At 67.5% G+C, this 24,536-nt stretch carries 18 protein-coding genes and 3 riboswitches; of the genes, 10 read left to right on the forward strand and 8 right to left on the reverse strand.

What is annotated here, in order from left to right; translation table 11 throughout:
* Positions 1-41: 41 nt before the first annotated feature.
* The 5 genes from ACNJ7E_RS24295 to gcvP are packed head-to-tail and all read right to left on the reverse strand — an operon-like array spanning position 42 to position 7,126.
* Positions 42-1,424: an L-serine ammonia-lyase gene (locus ACNJ7E_RS24295; protein WP_280784756.1), complete on the reverse strand. Its 1,383-nt coding sequence runs from the start codon at positions 1,422-1,424 to the stop codon at positions 42-44.
* 3 nt (positions 1,425-1,427) lie between these two features.
* Positions 1,428-2,696: a serine hydroxymethyltransferase gene (gene glyA, locus ACNJ7E_RS24300; protein WP_418341150.1), complete on the reverse strand. Its 1,269-nt coding sequence runs from the start codon at positions 2,694-2,696 to the stop codon at positions 1,428-1,430.
* Entirely contained in the window at positions 2,693-3,097 is a 405-nt protein-coding gene (gene gcvH, locus ACNJ7E_RS24305; protein WP_418341151.1) for a glycine cleavage system protein GcvH, read from the reverse strand. The genes glyA and gcvH overlap by 4 nt, the downstream gene beginning before the upstream one ends.
* A gap of 37 nt (positions 3,098-3,134) precedes the next feature.
* On the reverse strand, positions 3,135-4,250 hold the full coding sequence (gcvT, locus tag ACNJ7E_RS24310; protein WP_418341152.1) for a glycine cleavage system aminomethyltransferase GcvT: 1,116 nt from the start codon (positions 4,248-4,250) through the stop codon (positions 3,135-3,137).
* Positions 4,247-7,126, reverse strand: coding sequence for an aminomethyl-transferring glycine dehydrogenase (gene gcvP / locus ACNJ7E_RS24315; RefSeq protein WP_418341178.1), 2,880 nt, complete (start codon positions 7,124-7,126; stop codon positions 4,247-4,249). The genes gcvT and gcvP overlap by 4 nt, the downstream gene beginning before the upstream one ends.
* 197 nt (positions 7,127-7,323) lie before the next feature.
* A riboswitch (glycine riboswitch) is annotated at positions 7,324-7,415 on the reverse strand.
* A 285-nt stretch (positions 7,416-7,700) separates the two neighbouring features.
* Here gcvP and lipA point away from each other — a divergent pair.
* The 5 genes from lipA to ACNJ7E_RS24340 all read left to right on the forward strand — a co-directional run bounded on the left by lipA (position 7,701) and on the right by ACNJ7E_RS24340 (position 13,297).
* On the forward strand, positions 7,701-8,630 hold the full coding sequence (gene lipA, locus ACNJ7E_RS24320; protein WP_418341153.1) for a lipoyl synthase: 930 nt from the start codon (positions 7,701-7,703) through the stop codon (positions 8,628-8,630).
* A 34-nt stretch (positions 8,631-8,664) separates the two neighbouring features.
* Entirely contained in the window at positions 8,665-10,038 is a 1,374-nt protein-coding gene (lpdA, locus tag ACNJ7E_RS24325) for a dihydrolipoyl dehydrogenase (protein WP_418341154.1), read from the forward strand.
* A 205-nt stretch (positions 10,039-10,243) separates the two neighbouring features.
* Positions 10,244-10,335, forward strand: a riboswitch (glycine riboswitch).
* 3 nt (positions 10,336-10,338) lie between these two features.
* A riboswitch (glycine riboswitch) is annotated at positions 10,339-10,439 on the forward strand.
* A gap of 87 nt (positions 10,440-10,526) precedes the next feature.
* Entirely contained in the window at positions 10,527-11,255 is a 729-nt protein-coding gene (locus ACNJ7E_RS24330; RefSeq protein WP_418341155.1) for a DUF5058 family protein, read from the forward strand.
* Positions 11,256-11,284: 29 nt separating this feature from the next.
* Positions 11,285-12,022 (forward strand): hypothetical protein, encoded by a 738-nt coding sequence (locus tag ACNJ7E_RS24335; protein ID WP_009475681.1) that lies wholly within the window; start codon positions 11,285-11,287, stop codon positions 12,020-12,022.
* Between the two features lie 51 nt (positions 12,023-12,073).
* The gene (locus tag ACNJ7E_RS24340; protein WP_280784749.1) at positions 12,074-13,297 is read left to right on the forward strand and encodes an amidohydrolase; all 1,224 of its coding nucleotides are present in this window, start codon (positions 12,074-12,076) and stop codon (positions 13,295-13,297) included.
* 69 nt (positions 13,298-13,366) lie between these two features.
* Here ACNJ7E_RS24340 and ACNJ7E_RS24345 read toward each other — a convergent pair whose 3' ends face one another.
* Positions 13,367-14,722: an MFS transporter gene (locus ACNJ7E_RS24345; RefSeq protein ID WP_280781124.1), complete on the reverse strand. Its 1,356-nt coding sequence runs from the start codon at positions 14,720-14,722 to the stop codon at positions 13,367-13,369.
* A 196-nt stretch (positions 14,723-14,918) separates the two neighbouring features.
* Here ACNJ7E_RS24345 and ACNJ7E_RS24350 point away from each other — a divergent pair, with 196 nt between their 5' ends.
* Positions 14,919-17,348, forward strand: a complete 2,430-nt coding sequence (locus tag ACNJ7E_RS24350) for a response regulator (protein ID WP_418341156.1) — start codon at positions 14,919-14,921, stop codon at positions 17,346-17,348.
* A 42-nt stretch (positions 17,349-17,390) separates the two neighbouring features.
* Positions 17,391-18,431: a YihY/virulence factor BrkB family protein gene (locus ACNJ7E_RS24355; RefSeq protein WP_280781126.1), complete on the forward strand. Its 1,041-nt coding sequence runs from the start codon at positions 17,391-17,393 to the stop codon at positions 18,429-18,431.
* A 32-nt stretch (positions 18,432-18,463) separates the two neighbouring features.
* Here ACNJ7E_RS24355 and ACNJ7E_RS24360 read toward each other — a convergent pair whose 3' ends face one another.
* Both ACNJ7E_RS24360 and ACNJ7E_RS24365 read right to left on the reverse strand, forming a co-directional pair.
* Positions 18,464-19,957 carry a flavin-containing monooxygenase gene (locus ACNJ7E_RS24360; RefSeq protein WP_418341157.1) on the reverse strand — a complete coding sequence of 498 codons (1,494 nt, stop codon included), beginning with the start codon at positions 19,955-19,957 and terminating at the stop codon, positions 18,464-18,466.
* Positions 19,958-19,987: 30 nt separating this feature from the next.
* Complete coding sequence (locus ACNJ7E_RS24365; protein ID WP_280781128.1) at positions 19,988-20,881, reverse strand: SDR family oxidoreductase; 894 nt, start codon at positions 20,879-20,881, stop codon at positions 19,988-19,990.
* 76 nt (positions 20,882-20,957) lie between these two features.
* Between ACNJ7E_RS24365 and ACNJ7E_RS24370 the strand changes: the two genes are divergently transcribed.
* The 3 genes from ACNJ7E_RS24370 (at position 20,958) to ACNJ7E_RS24380 (ending at position 24,527) form a co-directional block, all read left to right on the forward strand.
* The gene (locus ACNJ7E_RS24370) at positions 20,958-21,611 is read left to right on the forward strand and encodes a TetR/AcrR family transcriptional regulator (protein WP_418341158.1); all 654 of its coding nucleotides are present in this window, start codon (positions 20,958-20,960) and stop codon (positions 21,609-21,611) included.
* A 121-nt stretch (positions 21,612-21,732) separates the two neighbouring features.
* Positions 21,733-23,010, forward strand: coding sequence for a hypothetical protein (locus ACNJ7E_RS24375; RefSeq protein ID WP_418341159.1), 1,278 nt, complete (start codon positions 21,733-21,735; stop codon positions 23,008-23,010).
* Between the two features lie 164 nt (positions 23,011-23,174).
* On the forward strand, positions 23,175-24,527 hold the full coding sequence (locus ACNJ7E_RS24380) for an MFS transporter (RefSeq protein WP_418341160.1): 1,353 nt from the start codon (positions 23,175-23,177) through the stop codon (positions 24,525-24,527).
* Positions 24,528-24,536 lie beyond the last annotated feature (9 nt).

Raw genomic sequence — 24,536 nt, forward strand, 5'->3', positions numbered from 1 at the left:
CCCCGGCACCGCGTCCATTCACTGGTCCGCGCGGACTAACGTCAGCATTCGACGAGATTCACCGACACGTTCACCGCGAGACCGCCGGTGGAGGTCTCCTTGTACTTCGAGCTCATGTCGGCGCCGGTGGCCCGCATCGTCTCGATCACCTGATCCAGGCTGACCCGGTGGGTGCCGTCGCCGCGCAGAGCCATCCGGGCGGCGTTGATCGCCTTGCCCGCCGAAATGGCGTTGCGCTCGATGCACGGAATCTGCACCAGGCCGCCGATGGGATCACAGGTGAGACCGAGACTGTGTTCCATCGCGATCTCCGCCGAGTTCTCCACCTGCTCCGGGCTGCCGCCGAGGATCTCGGCGAGCCCGGCGGCGGCCATGGACGCCGCGGAACCCACCTCGCCCTGACAGCCCACCTCGGCCCCGGAGATCGAGGCCCGTTCCTTGTACAGGGATCCGATTGCGCCTGCCGCCAACAGGAATCGCACCGACGTTCCGTCCGGGTCCGCCTTTCCGGCGGGGGTGTAGTGCAGCGCGTAATGCAGGACCGCCGGGATGATGCCGGCCGCCCCGTTGGTGGGGGCGGTGACGATGCGTCCGCCGGAGGCGTTCTCCTCGTTGACGGCGAGGGCCACCAGGTTCACCCAGTCCTCGGCGAACGCGGGATCACGACCCGGATCCTCCAGATTCAGCCGCTCGTACCAGCCGCGGGCGCGGCGGCGTACCCGCAGACTGCCGGGCAGGTACCCGTCCCTGCTGATTCCGCGGTGCTGGCACTCGACCATCACGTCCCGGATGTGCAGGAGCCGCGCCCGGACCGCCGGCTCGGGCCGGAGGGCGCGTTCGTGCTCGAGCATGACCTCGCTGATCGTGAGCCCGTAGTGCTCGCTGAGGTCGAGCAACTCGCGCGCCGACCCGAACGACAGCGAATTCGCGCCCGCGGCGACGGGCAGCTCCGGTTCGGCGCCGGTGACGACGAATCCGCCGCCGATCGAGAAGTACGTCTGCGCGTGCAGTTCACGGCCGGTCACGCCGGTGGCGGTGAGGGTCATGCCGTTGGGGTGAAAATCCAGGACCGTCAACGGGTGCAGCACCATCTCGTCTTCGGCGAGCGGGATGTCGACCGTCCCGCCGAGACGGATCCGCCGACTCGCCCGCACCTCGTCGAGTCGCGTCTCCATCTCCTCCGTGGCGATGGTCTCCGGCCGATACCCCTCGAGACCGAGGAGGATCGCCGACATGGTGCCGTGGCCGGCGCCGGTGGCCGCGAGCGATCCGTACAGATCGACACGGACACCGGCGACGTCCCCGAGAAGGCCGAGTGTGTCGAGGTCGTCGACGAACGTGCCCGCTGCCCGCATCGGCCCGACCGTATGCGAACTCGAGGGTCCGATACCGACCGAGAACAGGTCGAACACACTGATCGTCACGAGTTACAAGCCCGGGTAGAGCGGGTACTTGTCCGCGAGCACCCGGACCTGGGCGGCCAACCCGGACGTGTCCGCGTCGGCGGGCGCGAGCAGTGCCTGGGCGATCAGGTCGGCGACCGTCACGAAGTCGTCCCGGCCGAAGCCGCGGGCGGCGAGTGCCGGGGTGCCGATGCGCAGACCGGACGTCACCATCGGCGGCCGCGGATCGAACGGGACGGCGTTGCGGTTGACGGTGATTCCGATCGCGTCGAGGCGGTCCTCGGCCTGCTGCCCGTCGATAGCGGCATCCCGCAGGTCGACCAGGACGAGGTGCACGTCCGTGCCGCCGGTGAGGACGCTGATTCCGGCTTCCTTGACGTCGGGTCGGCTGAGCCGTTCGGCGAGGACCTTCGCACCGTCGAGGCAGCGTTCCTGACGCTCCGCGAAGTCGGGTTCGGCCGCCATCTTGAATGCCGTTGCCTTGCCTGCGATCACGTGTTCCAGTGGGCCGCCCTGCTGGCCGGGGAACACTGCGGAGTTGATCTTCTTCGCGATGGCGGCGTCGTTGGTCAGGATGATGCCGCCGCGGGGTCCGCCGAGGGTCTTGTGCGTCGTCGACGTGACGACGTGTGCGTGCGGGACGGGGGACGGGTGGAATCCGGTGGCGACCAGACCCGCGAAGTGGGCCATGTCGACCATCAGGTACGCGCCGACCTCGTCGGCGATTTCCCGGAAGCGGGCGAAGTCCAGGTGCCGGGGGTAGGCGGACCAGCCGGCGATGATCAGTTGCGGCCGGTGCTCGCGTGCCGCCTTCGCCACCTCGTCCATGTCGATGCGGTAGTCCTGTTCGGACACCCCGTAGGCGGCGACGTTGTAGAGCTTGCCGGAGAAGTTGAGGCGCATGCCGTGCGTGAGGTGGCCGCCGTCGGCGAGGGACAGTCCGAGGATCGTGTCGCCCGGTTTGATCAGCGCGTGCATCACCGACGCGTTCGCGGTGGCGCCGGAATGCGGTTGCACGTTGGCGTATTCGGCGGCGAACAGCGCCTTGACGCGGTCGATGGCGAGCTGCTCGATCGTGTCGACGTGCTCGCAGCCGCCGTAGTAGCGCCTGCCCGGGTACCCCTCGGCGTACTTGTTGGTCAGCACGGACCCCTGCGCCTGCATCACCGAAAGCGGTGCGTGGTTCTCCGACGCGATCATCTCGAGGCCGGTGCGCTGGCGCCCCAGCTCCTTGCCGATCAGTGCGGCGACGTCCGGGTCGAAATCCGCGAGGTCGCGGTTCAGGACGCTCATGCCTGCACCCCGTTCTTCTCGGCATACTCGGCCGCAGTGAGGAGCTCGCCGGCGGCGGACGGCTGGACGGCGAACAGCCAGCCCTCGCCGTACGGGTCGGAGGTGACCAGTCCCGGGTCGTCGACGGCGGCGGTGTTGATCAGGGTGACCCGGCCGCTCACCGGCGGATACAGCTCGGACACGGTCTTGGTCGACTCGACCTCGCCGCACGATTCGCCGGCGACGATGGTCGCACCGACCTCCGGCAGGTCGACGAAGACGAGCTCGCCGAGCGAGTTGACGGCGACCGAGGTGATGCCGACGCGGACCGGCTCGTCGGGGAGCGTGGCGCCCGGCTCCATCAGGACCCACTCGTGATCGTCGGTGTAGCTGCGGTCGTCAGGGAAGGCGTGCGAAGACATGTGTGACCCTTTCGGGGCTGAAGTGGGTGGGAACGGCTCAGGAGCGGCGGTAGAACGGCGACGGCGTGACCACGAACGGTTCCTTCTTGCCGCGGATGTCCACGGTGAGTTCGGTGCCGGGTTCGCGGAACGCGACGTCCACGAAGGCGAGCGCGATCGGATGCCCGAGCGTCGGGGACAACGCCCCGGACGTGATGGTGCCGACCGCCGATCCGCCGGACGCGTCCAACACGGTGTACTCGGCGCGGGCGGCCCGGCGCCCGCTTCCGGCGAGGCCGACGAGCACCCGCTGCGGGGCCTGATCCGACAACCTCTGCAGGGCATCGCGGCCGACGAATTCCTTGTTCAGCCGGACCACCTTGCCGAGCCCGGCCTCGTACGGATTCGTGCCGAGGTTCAGTTCGTGGCCGTACAGCGCCATTCCGGCCTCGAGGCGGAGGGTGTCGCGGCAGGCGAGGCCGGCGGGGACGCCGCCGCGGGTCGTGGTGGCGTCGAGCAATGCGCGCCACAACTGTACGGACAGCTCGTTCGGCACGTACAGCTCGAAGCCGTCCTCCCCGGTGTACCCAGTACGGGCGAGGAGGACGTCGATGCCGGCGACCACCGCGCGCGCGACCGCGTAGTACTTCAACTCCGCCACAGTGTCGACCTGCTCGGCGGGAACGAGGGACTGCACGATGCCCTGCGCGGCCGGTCCCTGCACCGCGATCAGTGCGGTCTCCGCGGACTGATCGTCGACGTTCGCGGAGAAACCCTCGACGCGTGCCGCCAGTTCGCGGTGCACCGTCGGCGCGTTGGCCGCATTGGCCACCACGAGGAAATGCTCGTTGGCGAGACGGTAGACGACCAGATCGTCGATGACTCCGCCGTCCGCATTGCACAGGAGGGAGTACTTGGCCCTGCCGACGCCGATCTTCGAGAGTTCGCCGGCCAGAGCATAATCCAGGACCGCTCCGGATTCGGGTCCGGTGACCGCGATCTCGCCCATGTGCGAGAGGTCGAACAGTCCGGCGGTCTTGCGGACGGCGTGGTGCTCGGCGAGTTCGCTGTCGTACTTCAGCGGCATCTGCCAGCCCGCGAAGTCGGTGAAATGGGCTCCCAGCGCGCCGTGCTCGCCGAGCAGCGGGGACGCGGGCGTCGTGGTGAGGGTCATGCGAAGGCCTCCTCGGGGGTCTCGGCGATGGCCGAAGTGTCGATGTCGGTGGTGTTCTCGAAGGCCTCGGGCGCCGGGCACGAGCAGACGAGGTTGCGGTCGCCGTGGACGCCGTCGATGCGACGCACCGGGGGCCAGTACTTGGCGGCGCGAAGCGACGCGACGGGGTAGGCGGCGAGGTGGCGGGGGTAGGGCAGGTCCCATTCGTCCGCAGTCACCTGTTCGGCGGTGTGCGGGGCCTGACGCAGCGGGCTGCGCTCGAGCGGCCACACACCGTCACCGACCAGGTCGATCTCGCGGCGGATCGAAATCATCGCCTCGATGAAGCGGTCGAGTTCGGCCAGATCCTCGGACTCGGTCGGTTCCACCATCAGCGTGCCGTTGACGGGGAACGACAGGGTGGGCGCGTGGAAGCCGTAGTCGATCAATCGCTTCGCGACATCCTCGGCGGTGACGCCGGTCGCCTTGGTGACCGGGCGCAGGTCGAGGATGCACTCGTGCGCAACCAGACCGGACGGGCCCGTGTACAGGACCGGGAACTGCTGATCCAGTGACCTGGCGACGTAATTGGCGGCGAGCACCGCGGTTTCGGTGGCGCTCGTCAGCCCGTCGGGTCCCATGAGTGCGATGTACGCCCAGGTGATGGGCAGGATGCCGGCCGATCCGTAATTGGCGGCCGACACCGGGGTGCCGAGGTCATCGCCGCCCAGCGGATTACCGGGCAGGAACGGCGCCAGATGCTCGCGCACCGCGACAGGCCCGACACCGGGACCGCCGCCGCCATGCGGGATGCAGAACGTCTTGTGCAGGTTCAGGTGTGACACGTCGCCGCCGAACTTACCTGGCTGTGCGAGGCCGACCAGCGCATTGAGGTTCGCGCCGTCGACATACACCTGCCCGCCGGCCTCGTGCACTAGATCGCAGACCGTCCGCACGTCGCTCTCGTACACGCCGTGCGTGGACGGGTAGGTCAACATGATCGCGGCCACCGTGCCCTCGTGCGCCGCGATCTTCGCGCGCAGGTCGCCCACGTCGATGTTGCCGTTCTCCGCGGTCGCGACGACGACGACCTTCATGCCCGCGAGAACCGCGGACGCCGCGTTGGTGCCGTGCGCGGACTGGGGGATGAGGCAGACGTTGCGTCCGAAGTCGCCGCGGGATTCGTGATAGCCGTGGATCGCGAGCAGGCCGGCCAGCTCGCCCTGGGATCCGGCGTTAGGCTGCAACGACACCCGGTCGTAGCCGGTGATCTCGCCGAGCCAGCGTTCCAGGTCGGCGACGAGCTCGAGGTAGCCGGCCGTCTGCGCGACCGGGGCGTACGGGTGGATGGACGCGAAGCCGGGCCAGCTGATCGGTTCCATCTCGACAGCGGAGTTGAGTTTCATCGTGCACGATCCGAGCGGGATCATGGTGCGGTCGAGCGCGAGGTCCTTGTCCGACAGTGTGCGCAGGAAGCGGAGCATCGCGGTTTCCGAGCGGTGATCGTGGAACACGGCGTGCTGCAGGTAGTTCGACGTCCTGGCGAGTGCCGACGGCAGTTCGGCCGCCGCGACGGTCGTCGGCTGCGCACCGAACACGGCGACCACCCGCCGGACGATGTCGTCGGTGGTGCACTCGTCGCAGGCGATCGCAACGTGATCGGCGTCGACGAGGCGGAGGTTGATGCCGTCCCGATCGGCCGACTCCACGATCGCCCCGGCACCCGCCGGGACCCGCACGAGAACCGTGTCGAAGAAGCTGTCGTGGACGATTGTGTGACCGGCGGCGCGCAGGCTTCCGGCGATGGTCGTCGCGTGGGCGCGCACCCTATTTGCGATGGCGCGCAGCCCTTCCGGACCGTGGTAGGCGGCGTACATTGCGGCGACGTTCGCGAGCAGCGCCTGCGCCGTGCAGATGTTGCTGGTCGCCTTGTCACGCCGGATGTGCTGTTCGCGGGTCTGCAGAGCCAGCCGGTAGGCCGTCTTCCCGTCGACGTCGACGGACACTCCGACGAGACGGCCGGGCAGCATGCGCTCGAGCCCGCCGCGCACGGCCATGTAGCCGGCGTGCGGTCCGCCGAAGAACAGGGGCACACCGAAACGCTGCGCCGACCCGACGGCGATGTCGGCACCCTGCTCGCCGGGCGGCGTCAGGATCGTCAGCGACAGCAGGTCCGCCGCGACCGTGGTCAGCGCGCCGCGCGCCTTCGCCGCGGCGATCATCGGAGCGAGGTCGCGCACCGTGCCGCTCACACCGGGCGCCTGGAAGACCACCCCGAACATGTCACCGTCGGGCAGTTCCCCGGACAGTTCCGCGACCACCACCTCGATGCCCACCGCCTTCGCTCGTCCCCGGACGACGGCCAGCGTCTGCGGCAGGCAGTCCGCGTCGAGGACGACGCGGTTGGTGGCGGACTTCGACTTGTTCGCCCGCCGCATCAGCAGCACCGCCTCCATCACGGCGGTCGCCTCGTCGAGCAGCGACGCGCCGGCCAGGGGAAGGGCGGTGAGATCCTCGATGACGGTCTGGAACGTCAGCAGCGCCTCCAGCCGGCCCTGGGAGATCTCCGGCTGATACGGGGTGTAGGCGGTGTACCAGGCGGGGGACTCGAGCATGTTCCGCCGCAACACCGCGGGCGTGATGGTGTCGGAGTACCCGAGGCCGATCATCTGGACGCGGATCTCGTTGCGCTCCGACAGTGCCCGCAGGTCGGCGAGCACCTGCTGCTCGGACCGCGCCGCGGGCAGATTCAAGGGCTGTGAGCTGCGGATCTGGTCCGGCACCGCGCTGTCGATCAGGTTCGCGAGACTGTCGTAACCGAGGGCGTCGAGCATCCGCCGCGACGCGGAGGCGTCAGGACCGATGTGGCGGGACGGAAAGTCGCTGGTGAGGGGCACGCCGTGGGTGGCGGTGCGGGGTTCTGCTGGCACGAGGTGACTCCGGTTTCGTTGAGTCCGGACCGCACCGGACATCGACAAGGGGGCACCTCCCCGCTCTGTCCTGAAACCTGAGAGTTTGGGCGCACCGCAACTACGGCGTGCTCTTCACCTTCGGTAAGTTCCGGCTTTACGGCCGATACTTTCTCCAGAGTTGCCTCTGCGCTGCGGTACTGGGGCCTGAGAGATTCCCGGGGAGGAAGTTGCTCCTACGGCGCCTCCGAAACGGAGGTTCTCCCGCTGCGCGTCAACGGCGTCTTCAGTTGTGATTGGCCAAACAGTACACAGACGCCGCGGGTTTGTCTCCTCGGACCGACGGTCTTGCCAAAAGTCCTCGTCGTTTGGCATCCTCGATGCATCTTCGCTCCGACGTGACCGCACACGCCGGACGATGAGAGCCCAGATGCCCGCAGCCGCAACGGTTGTCGAAGTGTGCTCGCTCTCCCCAATCGCCTGGCCCCGGTTCCGCGCTGTCCACCGCGCGGGTCCGACGACGCATACCGACCGGTTTCGACCGGCCCTAGGAGTTCCCCACATGACTGCACAGCCTGACGGCCGCCGACTGCTCCGCCTCGAAGTCCGCAACGCTCAGACCCCGGTCGAACGCAAACCGTCGTGGATGAAGGTGCAGATGCGGACAGGCCCCGAATACCGGGACCTCGCCGCCCTCGTCGAACGCGAGAACCTGCACACCGTGTGCCAGGAAGCGGTATGTCCCAACATCTTCGAATGCTGGGAGGACCGAGAGGCGACCTTCCTCATCGGCGGAAGCCAGTGCACCCGGCGGTGCGACTTCTGCCAGATCGACACCGGCCGGCCCGCCGCACTCGACCGGGGCGAACCCAGGAGGGTCGCGGAGTCGGTGCAGACCATGGGCCTTCGGTACGCCACCGTCACCGGGGTCGCCCGCGACGATCTGCCGGACGGCGGCGCCTGGCTGTACGCGGAGACGGTCCGGCAGATTCACGAACTGTGCCCGGGCACCGGCGTCGAACTGCTGATCCCCGATTTCAACGCCGATGCCGCGCAACTACGCGAGGTGTTCGACACCCGCCCGGAAGTACTCGCGCACAATGTGGAGACTGTTCCCCGGATATTCCGTCGTATCCGCCCTGCCTTCACGTACGAGCGGTCCCTCGAGGTGATCACACGGGCTCGGGAGGACGGCCTGATCACCAAGTCGAACCTGATCCTCGGGATGGGGGAGACCACGGACGAGGTGATTCAGGCCCTCCGGGACCTGCACGCGGCCGGCTGCCAGTTGATCACGATCACGCAGTATCTGCGGCCGTCGGCCCGGCACCATCCGGTGGCACGGTGGGCGACGCCGGACGAGTTCGTCATGCTCGACGGGATCGCCCGCGAGATCGGCTTCCTCGGCGTCCTATCCGGTCCGCTCGTGCGCTCCTCCTATCGGGCCGGCCGCCTCCACGCGGAGGCCGTCGCCGCAACCGCAGTTCACTGAACCCCACCCTCTTCCGTTCCAGCAAGGAGTTCCCATGTCCCACCGATCTGCAGATGTCGTCATCCTCGGCGGCGGTTCCGGCGGCTACGCGGCCGCCATCCGCTCGGCCGAACTGGGCCGTTCGGTCATCCTCGTCGAGGAGAACGAACTGGGCGGCACCTGCCTGCATCAGGGGTGCATTCCGACGAAGGCGCTGCTGCACTCCGCCGAGGTCGCGGACAGTGCCCGCACCGCCTCGCAGTTCGGTATCGACGTCACGTTCGACGGTGTCGACCTCGAGAAGGTCCTGAGCTACCAGAACACCATCGTCACCCGACTGCACAAGGGACTGCAGGGCCTCGTCGACTCGTACGGCATCACCGTCGTCAACGGCCGCGGCCGGTTGGTCGGACCCAACGGAGTGGAGGTCGACGACGAGCTGATCACGGGCGCCGCCGTCGTCCTGGCAACGGGGTCGTCGCCGAAGACGCTGCCCGGCATCAGCATCGGTGGCCGGGTCGTCACCAGCGACGAGGCTCTCGTGTTGCCGTCCGTCCCGAAGAAGGCGATCATCCTGGGCGGCGGCGTCATCGGCGTCGAATTCGCCAGTGTCTGGGCGTCGTTCGGTGCGTCGGTGACGATCGTCGAGGCGATGCCGCGGCTGGTGCCGAACGAGGACGAGACGAGCTCCAAGTACCTCGAGCGGGCATTCCGTCGTCGCAAGATCGTCGCGAAGACAGGTGTGCGGGTGACGGAGGTGACGCAGGACGAGGATGCGGTGTCCGTCACCCTGGACTCCGGCGACGTGCTCGACGCCGACGTCGTGCTGGTCGCAGTGGGGCGCGGACCCAACACCGCGTCCATGGGGTACGAGGAGACCGGAGTGATGCTCGACAAGGGCTTCGTGGTGACCAGTGATCGACTGCGCACCACGGTCCCGAACGTTTTCGCGGTCGGCGACATCGTCCCCGGGCTCCAGCTGGCCCACCGCGGGTTTCAGCAGGGCATCTTCGTGGCGGAGGAAATCGCCGGGCTCCGTCCGGAGGTCATCGACGAGACCGGCATCCCGCGGGTCACCTACTCCCACCCCGAGGTCGCGTCCGTCGGGTTGACCGAGACCGCGGCCCGGGAGAAGTTCGGCGAGACCGTCGAGACCGTCACCTACGACCTCGCCGGCAACGGCAAGAGCCAGATCCTCAAGACGTCGGGGGCGGTCAAACTCGTGGTGGCGCCGACCGGGGTCGTCGTCGGCGTGCACATGGTCGGCGACCGAGTCGGTGAGCTGATCGGTGAGGCGCAGCTGCTCTACAACTTCGAGGTCGACGCCGCGCAGGCGGCGAAGTTCGTGCACGCCCACCCCACGCAGGGCGAGGCGCTCGGTGAGGCACTGATGGCAGTGGCCGGCAAGCCACTCCACGTCCACGGCTGACCCCCATGTGAGTGGCAAAGTGTGCTGGCGCACGCTTTGCCACTCACATGGGGTGTTCGGTATGCGAACGCGCACTGGCGATTTCCGACCAGGAACTGTTGTGAGTTAACACGCCGGAACGGTGAAGTCATGCTTTCGTAATACGTCTGCGGAACAGTACGTCCCGAGTCAGTTCGATTCGGAACCATCTCGATGGTTTCTCCCTATGAGCCTGGCTGGAGAGTTCCGGGACCGAGTCCCGGGCGCCGAAGGAGCAAGTACCCACAAACTCTCAGGCACCAGGACAGTCCGGGTCGGGAACTCTGGAGAGCAGCGTGTCGCCTGTAACGGCACGTTCACCGACGGGGCACGATGACCACTCGCACGAGTGTGTCTCCAAACTCTCAGGTTACGGAACAGAGCGGGTGTCAGCCGAGGTGATCCACCGGATCACCCTCACATCGCTCGAGTGATCGTTTTGCCGGTTGCTCACTCTCCCTGGGAGATCCATGAATGTGACTGCTAGTGGGGCATCCACGGACATCATGGCTGTCGCCAACTCGCCTGTTCTCTGGGTGGCCGTTGCCGGCATCTTCGTCGTCATAGTCGTGCAGTCGGCGATCTACATGACCGCGGTCCGCAAGGTGGCACCCGTCGCGGACATGTCGCCGGAAGACATGAAAGTCTCGTTCCGCTCTGGCGCCGTCTCGGCGATCGGACCGTCTCTGGCGGTCTGCCTCGTGGCGATCGCCCTGCTCGCTCTCTTCGGCACGCCCGCCGTCCTGGCCCGCATCGGCTTGATCGGTTCCGCCGCGTACGACGTGTCCGCGGCCAGCATCGCCGCCGACTCCATGGGCGCGAAACTCGGCGCCGACACGTACACCCAGAACGTCTTCGTCGTCGCATTCTTCGCGATGAGCATCGGCGGCGTGATGTGGATGCTGTCCGCGCTCGTCCTCACTCCGCTGCTGAAGCGGGGTGACGCGAAGATTCGCACGGTGAATCCGGCGTTGATGGCGGTCGTTCCGTCCGCGGCCCTGATCGGCGCGTTCGCGTCGCTGGGCTTCCAGGAACTCACGAAGTCCAGCTATCACATCGTTGCGTTCGCCGCCTCCGCGGCCGCAATGGGGATCTGCCTGTTCGTGGCCCGGACGTTCGGCAAGGGCTGGCTCCGTGAATGGGGGCTGGGTATTTCGATCCTCGTCGCCCTCACCGTCACCTACCTGGTCACCTCCTGATTCACGACACGCACGGAAAGGACTTTTCGATGACTACCGACGAAGCCGTAACGGTGTCCACCGGCGCGCGTGCACTCGCCGAGTTCGACAAGACGACGTCCCGCTGGGGTCGGATCACGATGATCGTGGGGCTGCTCCTGTCGATCGGTGCGCCCCTGTACCTGGTGTTCTCGGGTGAGGTGGACGTCACCGCAGGCCAGTTGTGGACCGCGTTCGCCGCGGTGGCCGGGACATTCTTTATCATCTGGCTGGTCGAACCCCTGACCTATTTCCCCATCCTCGGCCCGGCCGCGATGTACCAGGCGTTCATGATCGGCAACATCGCGAACAAGCTGTTGCCGGCCGCGCTGATCGCGCAGACGAACATCGGAGCCAAACCGGGAACCAAGCGGGCCGAACTGGCTGCGGTCCTGGCGATCTGCGGCGCCGCGATGGTGCACCTCGTGTCCCTGGCCGTGTTCGTGGGGCTGCTCGGCACCTGGCTGATCAGCGTGATTCCCGCCGACATCGTGACCGTCACCCGTTCCTACATCCTTCCCTCGGTCCTGGGGGCGGTCCTCGTGCAGGCGATCGTGTCGATGAAGCAGCCCCGGGCCACAGTGGTCGCGCTGCTGGTGGCCGCGGTCATCACGTTCGTCGTGGTTCCGGCGATGCCGAGCCTCGCGCTGTCGTCCACCGCCATCGCGGTGATCGTGACGGCGGTCCTCGCCTGGTTCCTGCGGAACAAGAACGACCAGAGCCCGGCCGAGCTCGCGACCATCGAGTAAGAACCGATACGCGGAGATATCCCACATTCACCTGATTCGAAAGAAGGCTCCATGACCGACCTGCCGATCGCGCTCACCGACGAGCTGCGGACGAAGATGCACGACCTCTACTACCACCTGCACGCGCACCCGGAACTGTCCATGCAGGAACACAAGACCGCCGAGCTGATCCAGACTTCCCTCGTCGCCCTCGGGATCGACACGTTCGTCTGCGGCGGCACCGGAGTGGTGGGTGTCCTGACCAACGGCGAGGGCCCCACGGTGGCCTTCCGCGCCGATTCCGATGGGCTGCCGATCGCGGAAGACACCGGCGTCGACTACGCCAGCGCCGCCACCGGACACCTCGACGACGGCACCGAGGTGCCAGTGATGCACGGCTGCGGCCACGACACACACGTCGCCACCCTGCTCACCGTCGCCGAACTGCTCGCAGGCGCGCGGGAGGCGTGGGCCGGAACGATCGTGTTCCTCTTCCAGCCCGGCGAGGAAACGGCGGCCGGGGCGAAGGCGATGGTCGAGGACGGCCTGTGGGACCGGGCACCCAAGCCGGAGATCGTCTTCGGGCAGCACGTCGGGCCGATGTTGGCCGGCACCGTGCACGTCACGAGTGGCGACGCGATGGCCATGGCCGATTCGCTGAAGGTCACCGTCTACGGCCAGGGTTCACACGGCTCCCAGCCGCAGGATTCGATCGACCCGATCATCCAGGGCGTCAACATGATCAACCGAATCCAGACCATTGTGTCCCGCGAAGTGCACCCCCTGAAGCCGGCGGTCGTCACGGTTGCGACGTTCCATGCGGGGCTGAAGGAGAACATCATCGCGGACCGGGCCGAGTTCACGATCAACGTGCGCACCCTCGACCCCGAGGTGCGTGAGCAGGTCAATGCCGCGCTGCGCCGCATCATCTACGCCGAGGCCGACGCGTCCGGGGCGCCGAAGCCGCTGATCGAGGAGCTGTACACGTTCCCGCGCAACTACAACGATCCCGACGCCACCGCCGAACTCGTCGCCGAGCTGCAGAAAGTGCTGGGCGAGAACAACGTCACGCCGTCGTCTCCGATGATGGGTTCGGAGGACTTCGGTCTGCTCGCCGAGGTGATCGGTGTGCCGTCGGTGTTCTGGATGTTCGGTGGCCACACCGCGGAGACCCTCGAGAGCGGAAAGCCTGTGCCGGTGAACCACTCACCGTTCTTCGCCCCCGTCGCGGAGCCCACCCTGTCCACCGGCGTCCAGGCGGCGATGACGGCGATCCTGTCGAAGGTCGGGATCTAGGCCCTCCGGGCCCGTGCGCCTTTCTGGTTGTTCCAGCAACCAGAAAGGCGCACGGGTGGCGGAGCCGCCTCAGTGGGTGGTCAGCGGCGCATCCGCGGTGGCGTCCCCGGCGTCCACGCCGGTCTTCTCGAACCGCAGTCGCGACACGGCGAGTCCGGCGAGGACGAAGGACACGGCCACGAGGATGTACAGCTGGGTGGGCGACCAGTCGCGGTCGAGGAGGGCGCCCGCGACGATCGGGGACGCGATGGCGCCGACGCGGCCGATGCCGATGCCCCAGCCGACGCCGGTCGCCCGGACGGCGGGCGAGTAGACCGACGGCGTGATCGCGTACAGCCCGGCGATGCAGCCGTTGGCGAAGACGCCGATCAGGGCGCCGAGCCCGAACGCGATGACGATGGACGCGGTGGCGGGAACGAAGACGACGAGCAGTACGCCCGCGATCGCCATGTAGGCGATGAGCACACGCTTCAGGGCGAAACGTGCGGACAGCGCCCCGAGCAGGGTGGCGCCGAAGATGCCGCCGAGGTTGAGGAGCACTCCGCCGGTGACGCCCTGGTTCGCGGACATGCCCGCCTCGACCAGCAGTTTCGGGGTCCAGCTGGTGACGAAGTAGAAGCCGAACATCGCCATGAAGAACGCGAACCACACCAGGAGTGTGCTGCGCCGGCGCTGCGGTGACAGCAGGACGCGCATCGCGAATCCGGCGTCGGCGGTGGCGGCGGCACGCGGTGCGGGCAGCTCGTCGAGTCGCGGCTGACCGACCCGCTGGGCGAAGGCATTGATCCGGTCGAGGGCGTTGGCCGGTCGCCGGACGAGCAGGAAGTCGATTGATTCGGGGAGCCGGGCGTAGACGACGGGGATGATGGCCGCCGTGCACAGTCCGCCGAACAGGAACACCGAGCGCCAGCCGAGCGAGTTCTGCAGGACGACGGCGATGATTCCGCCGAGGGTGGCGCCGACGGCGTAGCCGGTGGAGTTGAGACTCACCGCGAGCCCGCGCCAGCGGTTCGACGCGTACTCACTGGCGATGACGTTGCTGCTGGCGAGGATTCCGCCGATGCCGACGCCGGTGAGGGCGCGGAGCAGGCCGAGTTGCATCGCGTTCTGGCTGACCGCCGACAGCAGCATGCCCGTCGACGCGAGTGCCAGGCACAGCAGGATCATGGCGCGGCGGCCGATGGTGTCAGCCCACGGCGCCAGGAACAGCGATCCCGCGGCCATGCCGAACAGTCCGGCGCTGAGCAGGAGGCCGACGACCGAGCCGGACAGATCCCACTCCTGCGATACCGACTGGGCGGTGAACGCCATGACGAGGACGTCGAAGCCGTCGAGCACGTTGAGTAGACCGCAGATGGCGATGGCGCCCCATTGGTAGCGCGTCATCGGGCTGTTGTCGATGCGTTCGCGTAGGTCGAATTGCATGCGCGGGACCTGTTCTTCCTCGGAGGTGGGCTGTGATGTGGCTCACGACTCACCTACCGTGGCGGACGGGTCACTCGTTTCCAACTTCGCTTCCGAATGTCGGAATACAGAAGTGGCGGTTGCACGCGGTACTGGGCCATGATTTCTCTGTTGACAACTGGAAGGGTCCGGGCGACCGGCGGTGGGCGAAAGGTCCATGGATGTGACTGGCTCGGGTTTCGGTAATTCCTGGTCGGCGGAGCGGTTGTTCGCCGGGCCGGGCGAGACACGGGAGCGGCTACGCCGCACCGATTGGGCGGCCACGCCGCTGGGCCCGGTCGAGACCTGGTCTGTCGAGTTGCGGGCGGCGGTACGCACGGTGCTGCCCTCCGAGGTCCCGATGTTGCTCTGGTGGGGTCCTGAGCTCGTGCAGATCTTCAACGACCCGTACACCCGGGTCCTCGGCGCCAAGTATCCCGCCGCGATCGGCGAACCCGGGGCGCAGTGCTGGGCGGAGATCTGGGACGAGGTGGGACCGCTCGCCGAGCAGGTGATGTCGGGCGGCGCGGCGACCTACACGGAGAATCAGCCGCTGTACCTGCTGCGGCACGGGTACCTCGAGGAGACGTACTGGACGTTCTCCTACAGTCCGGTGCAGGACGAGGACGGGAACGTCGCCGGCATCTTCGTGGCGACGACCGACGTGACCGCGACCGTGCTCGGGGAGCGGCGACTGGAGACGCTGCGGCAACTGGGCACGGTATCCACCGCGGGCGGCGACGATCCGCTCGTCGACGCCTGCCGTGCGGTCGTGCGGGTACTCGGCGACAGCGGACAAGACGTTCCGCTGGCCGCGATCTACCTCCGCCGGGAGGTCGCCGGCGGCTCGGGCGACGACGCCGCCGACGACCTCGTGCTCGTCGGTGCCGTCGGAGTGGACGACGACGGCGAGTTCAGGCCCGCCCGGATCCCGGCGACCGACGTCACCAGCCACCGTGTCCGGGTGCCGGGCGAGTTCGAGTCCGCCGGGTCGAAGGCGGTGACGGAGGTGCGGCTGTGTCCGTTGATCGTGACGGGTCACGCGGAGCCGGTGGGTGTGCTCGTGCTCGGGATCAGTCCGTATCGCGCGTTCGACGACGCGTATCGGGGCTTCGCCGAGTTGGTGACGGCGAAGGTGTCGACGCTGATCTCGGACGCTCTGGCCTACGAGTTCGAACGGGACCGCGCGGCTGCGCTGGCGGAACTGGACGCGGCGAAGACGCGGTTCTTCCAGAACGTCAGTCACGAGTTCCGTACCCCGTTGACCTTGCTGCTGGGCCCCCTCGAGACTCTGCGAGAGCGGACCGGGGACGAGTCGCCCGCAGATCAGCGTGACGCGATCGCGGCCGCCCACCGGGCAGCGGTCCGGCTACAGCAGCTCGTCGACGACCTTCTCGATCTGTCCAAGGCGGAAGCCGGCCAGCTGCTGCCCCGCCCGGAGCCGACCGATGTCGGCCGGTTGACCGCCGAATGCGTGAGCATGTTCGATTCCGCCGCCGTGCAGGCCGGACTCGCGCTCCGGGCCGACATCGACGAAGGCGCCGGTCCGGTCGAAGTGGACCGCGAGATGTGGGTGAAGATCGTGCTGAACCTCGTGTCGAACGCGGTCAAGTACACCCGGTCCGGATCCGTATCCGTGGCGCTCCGCCAGGATGCCGGCCGGCTGGTGCTGAGCGTGACCGACACGGGTGTGGGCATTCCCGCCGAAGAACGGGAACGCGTATTCGACAGGTTCTATCGCGTCGAGGCCGGCGGATCAGGCGGCGTCGGCATCGGGCTTTCCCTGGTGGCCGATTTCGCCGCTGCACTCGGTGGTTCCGTCGATCTCGACAGCGCACCGGGCAGGGGCAGCACCTTCACCGTCCGCCTACCGCGGGTCCCGGCGCCGGACGGCGTGACCCCGCGGGCAGACGACCGACCCGTCGGCGCGGTGAGGTCCTTCGGCGACATCGACCAGCGGGAACCGTTCGCCGAGGTCGCGCCGTCGACCGAACCCGGAGCGGACCGCCGCCGCATCCTGCTCGTCGAAGACCATCCGGACCTGCGGGCCTATCTCACACGATTGCTGCACGAGCAGGGCTGGCACGTCGACGCCGTCGCCGACGCGGAGTCCGCGCTGAAGCGCGTCGCCGTCCGCACGCCGCATCTCGTGCTCAGCGACATCATGCTTCCCGGTCGCGACGGCATCGACTTCCTCCGCGAGCTGCGATCGGAGCAGTCGACGGCACGGCTCCCGGTCGTTCTGCTCACCGCCCGAGCGGGAACGGAGTCGACCATCGACGGACTGAACCACGGCGCCGACGACTACATCGTCAAACCGTTTCAGCCGAGCGAACTCGTCGCGCGGGTGCGTGTTCATCTCGAAATGTCGTGGCTTCGTGAAACTCTGGTCACGGACAGCGAGCTCGAAACGGAACAACTGCGCAAAGCACTGGATACGCGAACAACCCTCAGCCAAGCTGTCGGGCTGACGATGGCCGCCTTCCAGTGCGACGCCGACACCGCCTTCGACAAACTCGCTTCCTATTCGCAGAACCGCAACGTCAAACTTCGGGAGATCGCGGCAGAGGTCGTCGCGAACTTCACCGCAGGCACCGACCGCGAATAAGGCCCCAGTTTCCCCGACCTGCGTTCCGGGTAGGCGTGACCGATGAACGACGATCAGCACGCCGAACCGGAACCCGACGATCCGCGTAAGCCGGATTCGCCCGCGGACCTGACGAAACCGTCCTGGTGGTACGTCATCAGGAAGACGGCGCACGAGTTCACGCGCGACCAGTGCACCGACCTGGCCGCCGCTCTGACGTACTACGCGGTCCTCTCGCTGTTTCCTGCGCTGCTGGCGCTGGTCTCGTTGCTGGGAGTGTTCGGTCAGGGACAGCGCACCACCGACGCGGTCCTGCAGATGGTCGACGACCTCGGGCCGTCCTCCGCCGTGGACACGTTGCGCGAACCCATCGCGCAACTGGTCGCAGCACCGACCGCGGGAATGGCTCTCGTCCTCGGCCTGCTGGGTGCGGTGTGGTCGGCGTCCGGCTACATCGGGGCGTTCGGACGCGCGATGAACCGCATGTACGAGGTCGAGGAGGGGCGTCCCGTGTGGAAGCTCCGGCCCCAGATGCTGGCCGTCACCATCGTCGGCCTGGTCCTGGTCGCGGCCGCTGCGGCGATGCTCGCCCTGAGCGGCCCCGTCGCACGCTCGGTGGGTGACACGATCGGATTCGGCGACACCGCCCTGACCGTGTGGAACATTGCCCGCTGGCCGTTCGTCCTCGGCATCGTCGTGGTGGCCGTGGCCATCCTCTACTACGTCACGCCCAACGTGAAGCAACCCAAGTTCCGCTGGATCAGCGCCGGCGCGTTCCTCGCCATCGTGACGTGGATCGTGGCGTCGGTCCTGTTCGGTCTGTACGTCGCCAACTTCGGCAGCTACAACAAGACGTACGGCTCCCTGGCCGGCGTGATCGTGTTCCTGCTCTGGCTCTGGATCACCAACCTGGCGTTGCTCTTCGGCGCCGAACTGGACGCCGAACTCGAACGCGGACGGGAATTGCAGGCCGGCATTCCGGCCGAGGACGAGCTGCAATTGCCGGCCCGCGATACGCGGGTCTCCGACAAAAACGCCGAGAAGTACGAGCAGTACGTGCAGGAGGGCAAGGCGCTGCGCGAGAGCGAGGCCGCGGGCCCGTGAGTACTTGTTAACCGCGGGCGGTTAACAAGTACTCACGGGCGGAACGCCATCGCGTCGTCCAGGATCTTGCCGTGCCGCAGTGCAACCAGGTCGCGGAAGTAGTTCATCCGCAGCCGCCACGGCGCTTTCGAACCCTGCTTCGGGAAAGATTCCACCGACCGCAGCACGTATCCGGCGGCGAAGTCGAGGAACGGCTCCTCCTCGACCGAACTGTCGCGCTCCGGGGCGCACTGCGTGAAGCCGTTCGCGTCCATGTGCGCGAGCAGACGGCAGACGTACTCGCACACCAGGTCGGCCTTGAGCGTCCAGGACGCGTTGGTGTACCCGATGACGAACGCGAAGTTGGGCACCCCGCTGAGCATCATTCCCTTGTACGCCATGGTTTCGGTGAGGTCGATGTCGTGGCCGTCGACGGCGAGCGTCATCCCGCCGAACGCGAGCAGGTTCAAACCTGTTGCGGTGACGACCACATCGGCGTGCAATTCCTCACCGGACTTCAGCGTGATCCCGGTTTCGGTGAAGGTGTCGATGTGATCGGTCACAATCGACACCTCGTCGTTCCGAATGGCGCGGAACAGATCCCCGTTGGGCACCAGGCACAGTCGCTGATCCCACGGGTTGTATCGGGGCGTGAAGTGGGTGTCGATGTCGTACCCCTTCGGCAGCCACTTCTCCTGGAGTTGCCGGATGCGGCCCTTCATGAATTCCGGGTATCGCTGGCACAGTTGGTAGATCGCGGTGGCGACCGATGCGTTCTTCAGGCGGGTGAGGTCGTAGGCGAGCTTGGCGGGCAGGTGACGTCGCAGCCTGTTGGCCAGCTTGTCCTTCGCCGGCATCGAGATGATGTAGGTGGGCGACCGCTGCAGCATCGTCACGTGTGCGGCGTCGGCAGCCATGGACGGCGCCAGCGTCACCGCGGTGGCGCCGCTGCCGATGATGACGACCCGCTTGCCCGCATAGTCGAGGTCCTCGGGCCACTGCTGCGGGTGCACGACGCGACCGCCGAAGCGGTCGAGCCCGGGGAACTCGGGGGTGTAGCCCTCGTCGTAACGGTAGTAGCCGCTGCAGGACATCAGGAAGTCGGCGGTGAGCCGGACCGTCTCGCCGGTGTCTGTGCGCTCGGCGTCGACCGTCCAGCGCGAATCGGCGGTGGACCACTCGGCACGAACGACCTTGTGCTGGAACCGGATGTTCCGGTCGATCCCGTGCTCGGCGGCGGTCGTGCGGACGTACTCGAGAATCGACGGCCCATCGGCGATGGACTTCTCACCCGACCACGGCTTGAACCGGTAGCCGAGGGTGTACATGTCGGAGTCGGAGCGAATGCCGGGGTAGCGGAACAGGTCCCAGGTGCCGCCGATCGATTCGCGGCTCTCCAGGATCGCGTAGGTCCGTCGGGGAAAATTGTCCTGCAGGTGGTACGCGGCACCGATCCCGGACAGTCCGGCCCCGATGATCAGCACGTCGACGTGTTCGACGGGAGCCTTCGCGCCGGTGGTCTCGGCGGCGGTATCGGTGTGTGACATGAACACTCTCTCGCTGGCGGGGACTGGTGGTTACTTCGGGTCTACGGCGACGTCGCCGAGAGCGACATTACGTGCGCTGGTGGACCGGCCGAGCTTCGCGACCTCCTCGTCCATCAGCGGAAGGATGCGGGGGACGTGGGGCAGCAGGCTGCGATCCCCGATCGGCGACGTCACCACCGCCTTCAGCCAGCCGACGAGCTCGACCCACCGCGGCACGTAGACCCGGCGCTTCCGCCCGGCCAGGCCGTCCACGAACGCGTCGACGCACGAGTCCACCGACGTCGTCTTGCCCAGTGGTCCCGGCAGAGCGGCGAGAAGTTGGTTGAACGCGGTGAGGTCGGCTTTTGCATCCTGAACGAGCGGTGTGTCGATCCACGACATGTGGGCCGAGCCCACGGTGACGCCGTGGTGCGCGACTTCGAGACGAAGGGTGTTGGCGAAATGTTCGATGCCGGCCTTGCTCGTGTTGTACGCAGCCAGCCCGGGTGCGGGCGCGAACGCGGCGAGCGACGACACCACCAGGATGTAGCCCTTGCGGTCGATCACAGACGGAAGCGCAGCTCGGACGGTGTGGAAGACGCCGAGGATGTTGATGTCGATGACCCGCTTGAACGTGGCAGGGTCGACGTGCATGACCGAGCCGTAGCTGGCGATGCCGGCATTCGCGAGCACGAGGTCGATGCCGCCGAACTTCGCGACACCGGCGTCGACTGCCTTCTGCACGGCGGCCAGATCGCAGACGTCGGCGGTCGCGGCGAGCGCGACGTCGTCGCCGAGTTCGGCGGCGAGGGCATTCAGCGGCTCGGCGTCCAGATCGATCAGAACCAGTTTGACGCCCTTGCGGGCGAGGGCGCGGGACGTTTCCGCGCCGATGCCACGCGCGGCTCCGGTGACGAGTGCGACTTTGTTCCTGAGCGTGGGCATGGGATCTCCTGGCGTGTGATCTGGCACCGTTCGGTGTCAGTTTGTATCTGGAACTGTGCGGTGTCAATATGGGGGCGTGAGTTCGCCCAAGCTCGACCAAACGGGCCGCACCTACCGCGGTGCGGGTCCACGCCAGCGTCAGGAAGAGCGCCGCGTGCGCCTCGTCGACGCGGCCGTCGAAGTGTTCGGGACCAGCGGATACCGGTCGGCAACGGTCGGCAAGATCTGCGAGACCGCCGGGCTCACCAAGCGCTACTTCTACGAGTCCTTCGACGGCAGCGAGGCCCTGCTCCTGGCCGCGTACGCGAGTGTGACCGACCGCCTGCGGGACAGCGTCCTGCGTGGTGCGGGGGACGGCGGCGCCGATCTCGACGCGCGGGTTCGCGGTGCGCTGACCGCGTTCTTCCGATCCGTCGCCGACGACCCACGAATCCCGCGGATCGCATTCCAGGAGGTCCTCGGTGTCGGGCCGGAGGTCGACAACGCCTATCGCCGCGTCACCCTGTCGTTCGTGGACGCCGTTCTCGTCGTCATCGGTCCGGCCGTCGACCGGACCGCCTTCCCCGACTTCCACCTGCGCACTCTCGCGACCGGACTGGTGGGAGCCGTGCTGATGATCGCCCAGCAATGGGTGCTGTCGGAGAACCCGCAGCCGATCGAGTCCGTCATCGGCAGCGCGCACACCATCCTCTCGGCCGTCCTGGGCCAGCTCGGTCCCCAGCCCATGTGAGTGGCAAAGCGTCCGGGGGCACGCTTTGCCACTCACGTGCGCTGACCTGGGATTGCATTGCGCCGGCGGCAATCCGGGCAAACCCCAGACACCATCACATATATGTTGTTAAATACCTGACATGCCCGGTGCTGTGCACTGCCAATCACCGTGGGTCCGCACCACGACGATCCGCGCGGTGCTCGTCGCGCTGCTCGGGGTGGTCGCGCTCGTGGCGCCGACGCCGATCGTCGCGCACGCCACCGACTATGAGGGCCTGCTCGACATCACACCGGCGAACGCGGCGGCGGAGACCATCGGCGGACTCGACCCCCGGCTGCCCACCGATTCCGCCGTACTCGGCGCCGCGCTGGCGGTCGCCCGCTCCGACGGTGTCGCTCCGACGCGGTATTCCGCTCTTCTGCAACAGTATTGGCTCGCTCAAGGATCCGAGGCGTCCGGCATCGACCTGGCCGCCTGGGATCCGAACGCAGGGCTGATCGCCAACGCAGCGGTGGTCGATCGGGTCTACGAGAACTACGGCCGGTACCAACTCCAGCGCACCGAGCTCTACTGGTCCGGCATGGCCGGGCTGGCGGGAGGGTCGTTCGCCGCCGGCTTCTGGGACCTCGACCTCGGCCGCACCGTGCTCGGAGTCGATGCCGTCCACACGCTCGGCAACGCCGTCGCGTCCACGGTCCGTGGGTTGCCTGGCCAGGCGATGACGCTCCTGCCTGCGGACCCGAGAACGCTCGCCACCGTCGGCCCGGCGATGACCGCCGACGACATGGACTGGTACCAGAAGCGCCTGCTGATGATGCAGAAGCACATCTACTTCGACATGGTGCCCATGCACGAGGCGTACCTGAACGAGGGCAGGGCCGCTGTCGAGGAGATGGCCGCCGCCGGACTGCTCGACGAGAACGCCGAGATCGCGTGGAGGGCCATCTTCTCCGGCACTCCGGCGGGGTACGCGGACGCGCTGTTCCGGATGGCGTCGCGCGAGCAGAATCAGATCATCGCCGATCAGTGGGACGTCACCGCGGCAGCCCGTGACGGCGTCGGTCGCGCGCTCACGTACGCCACCACCGTCGCGGCGCAACCGTCGGTTCCCGGCTCGCGCGCACCGGGTCAGGTTTCACCGATGTCGGTCGACGGCGACGTGAACGGCTCGGCCTATCGCCTCCGCACGCCCCTGCCCGGCTTCAACTGGGCCGATCGCGAACCGCGCTGGCAGTACATCGTCAGTGACATCGCGTCGTCCTACCAGCGGCTGGCCGAGGGTCGTCCGGGAGAGTTGCGGGCCCTGCTGGCCATCCCGTTCCGCGACTTCGTCGAGAGCCAGCGGGTGCTGCGGCGGGTGCCCGACCTCGCCCGCGACATGAGCACCGGCTGGGAGTTGTCCCCGGCGCATCCGTAGCCGTTCCCGGACGAACGGGACGCTCGTTCGATCTGACGCAACGACCGTCCCGTTCGTCCGGGGCGCGAGGCCGGCTTTCCAATGGATGGATGTGACGTTGCGCACGCGTAGGCGTGATTGGCACGTTGTGTCACACCATGTCAGGCCCGATCGCAGGAGAGTCGATGAACGTATCCGCCGTCACGCACGACAGCCCGACGACCGCGACACCCACCGAGGTCGCGAAGACGCCGAAGAAGGCGGCGCTCGCGTCGTTCCTCGGCAGTGCGCTCGAGTACTACGACTTCTTCATCTACGGATCCGCCGCCGCCCTCGTCTTCGGGCACACGTTCTTCCCGGTCGGCAACGACGCGATCGGCACGGTCGCCGCGCTCGCGACGTTCGGCGTCGGCTACGTGGCCCGTCCCGTCGGCGGAATAGTGCTGGGACATTTCGGAGACAAGCTGGGCCGCAAGAAGATTCTGCTGCTGACCCTGCTCATCATGGGCCTGTCGAGCCTCGCGATCGGATTCCTGCCCACGTACGAGCAGATCGGCATCGCCGCCCCGATACTCCTCGTGCTGTGCCGTCTCGCGCAGGGGTTCTCCGCGGGCGGCGAGGCCGCCGGCGCCAGCACTCTCACGCTCGAGCACTCACCCGAGGGGCGGCGGGCGTTCTTCACCAGCTTCACCATGACGGGATATGCCGCCGGGATGGTCCTCGCGACCCTCGTCTTCATCCCCGTGGCCGCGCTGCCGAAAGACCAACTCGACAGCTGGGGTTGGCGAATTCCGTTCTGGTGCAGTGCGGTGATGCTCGTGGTGGCCTACTTCGTGCGCACCAAGCTCGACGAGACCCCGGTGTTCGAGGAGTCGCGCGAGCACGCGGAAGTGCAGAAGCTGCCGGTCGTCACCGTCGTGACCACTCAGTGGCGGGACGTCCTGCGGATCGCGCTGTGCTCGCTGTTCGCGGTCGGGCAGACCGTGTTCACGGTCTTCGGGCTCGCCTACGCCACCGGACCCGACGTCGGCATCGACCGCACCACGATGCTGTGGGCGTCGTCGGTGTCGATCGCGGGCTCCATCGTCGCGATCCCGCTGCTCGCCAAGCTGTCGGACCGCGTCGGACGCCGCCCCGTCTGGATCACCGGCGCCCTCGGGTGCGCCGTGACGATCTTCGGGTACTTCTGGGCCATCTCCGTCGGCTCCATTCCGCTGATCTTCCTCGCCGCACTGCTCACGATGACGCTGTTCTACTCGATGGTGAACGGCCTGTGGCCCAGCTTCTTCACCGAGATGTTCGCGGCGCCCGTGCGCTACTCCGGTTTCGCGGTCGGTACGCAGATCGGCTTCCTCATCGCCGGTTTCGCCCCGGCGATCGGCTGGGCGCTGCTCGGTACCGGGGTGAACGCGTGGGTCCCCGTGGCGGTGTTCACGGCGCTCTGCATGCTGGTCTCGTCCCTCGCCGCCTTCACCGCCCGCGAGACGTACCGGGTGCCGCTGGCCGAACTCGGGCGTCCGTCGACCCCTCGGCAGTAGCCGGAGGAC

Source organism: Rhodococcus mengyinensis, assembly GCF_048381435.1.
GTDB classification, from domain to species: domain Bacteria; phylum Actinomycetota; class Actinomycetes; order Mycobacteriales; family Mycobacteriaceae; genus Rhodococcus_F; species Rhodococcus_F opacus_D.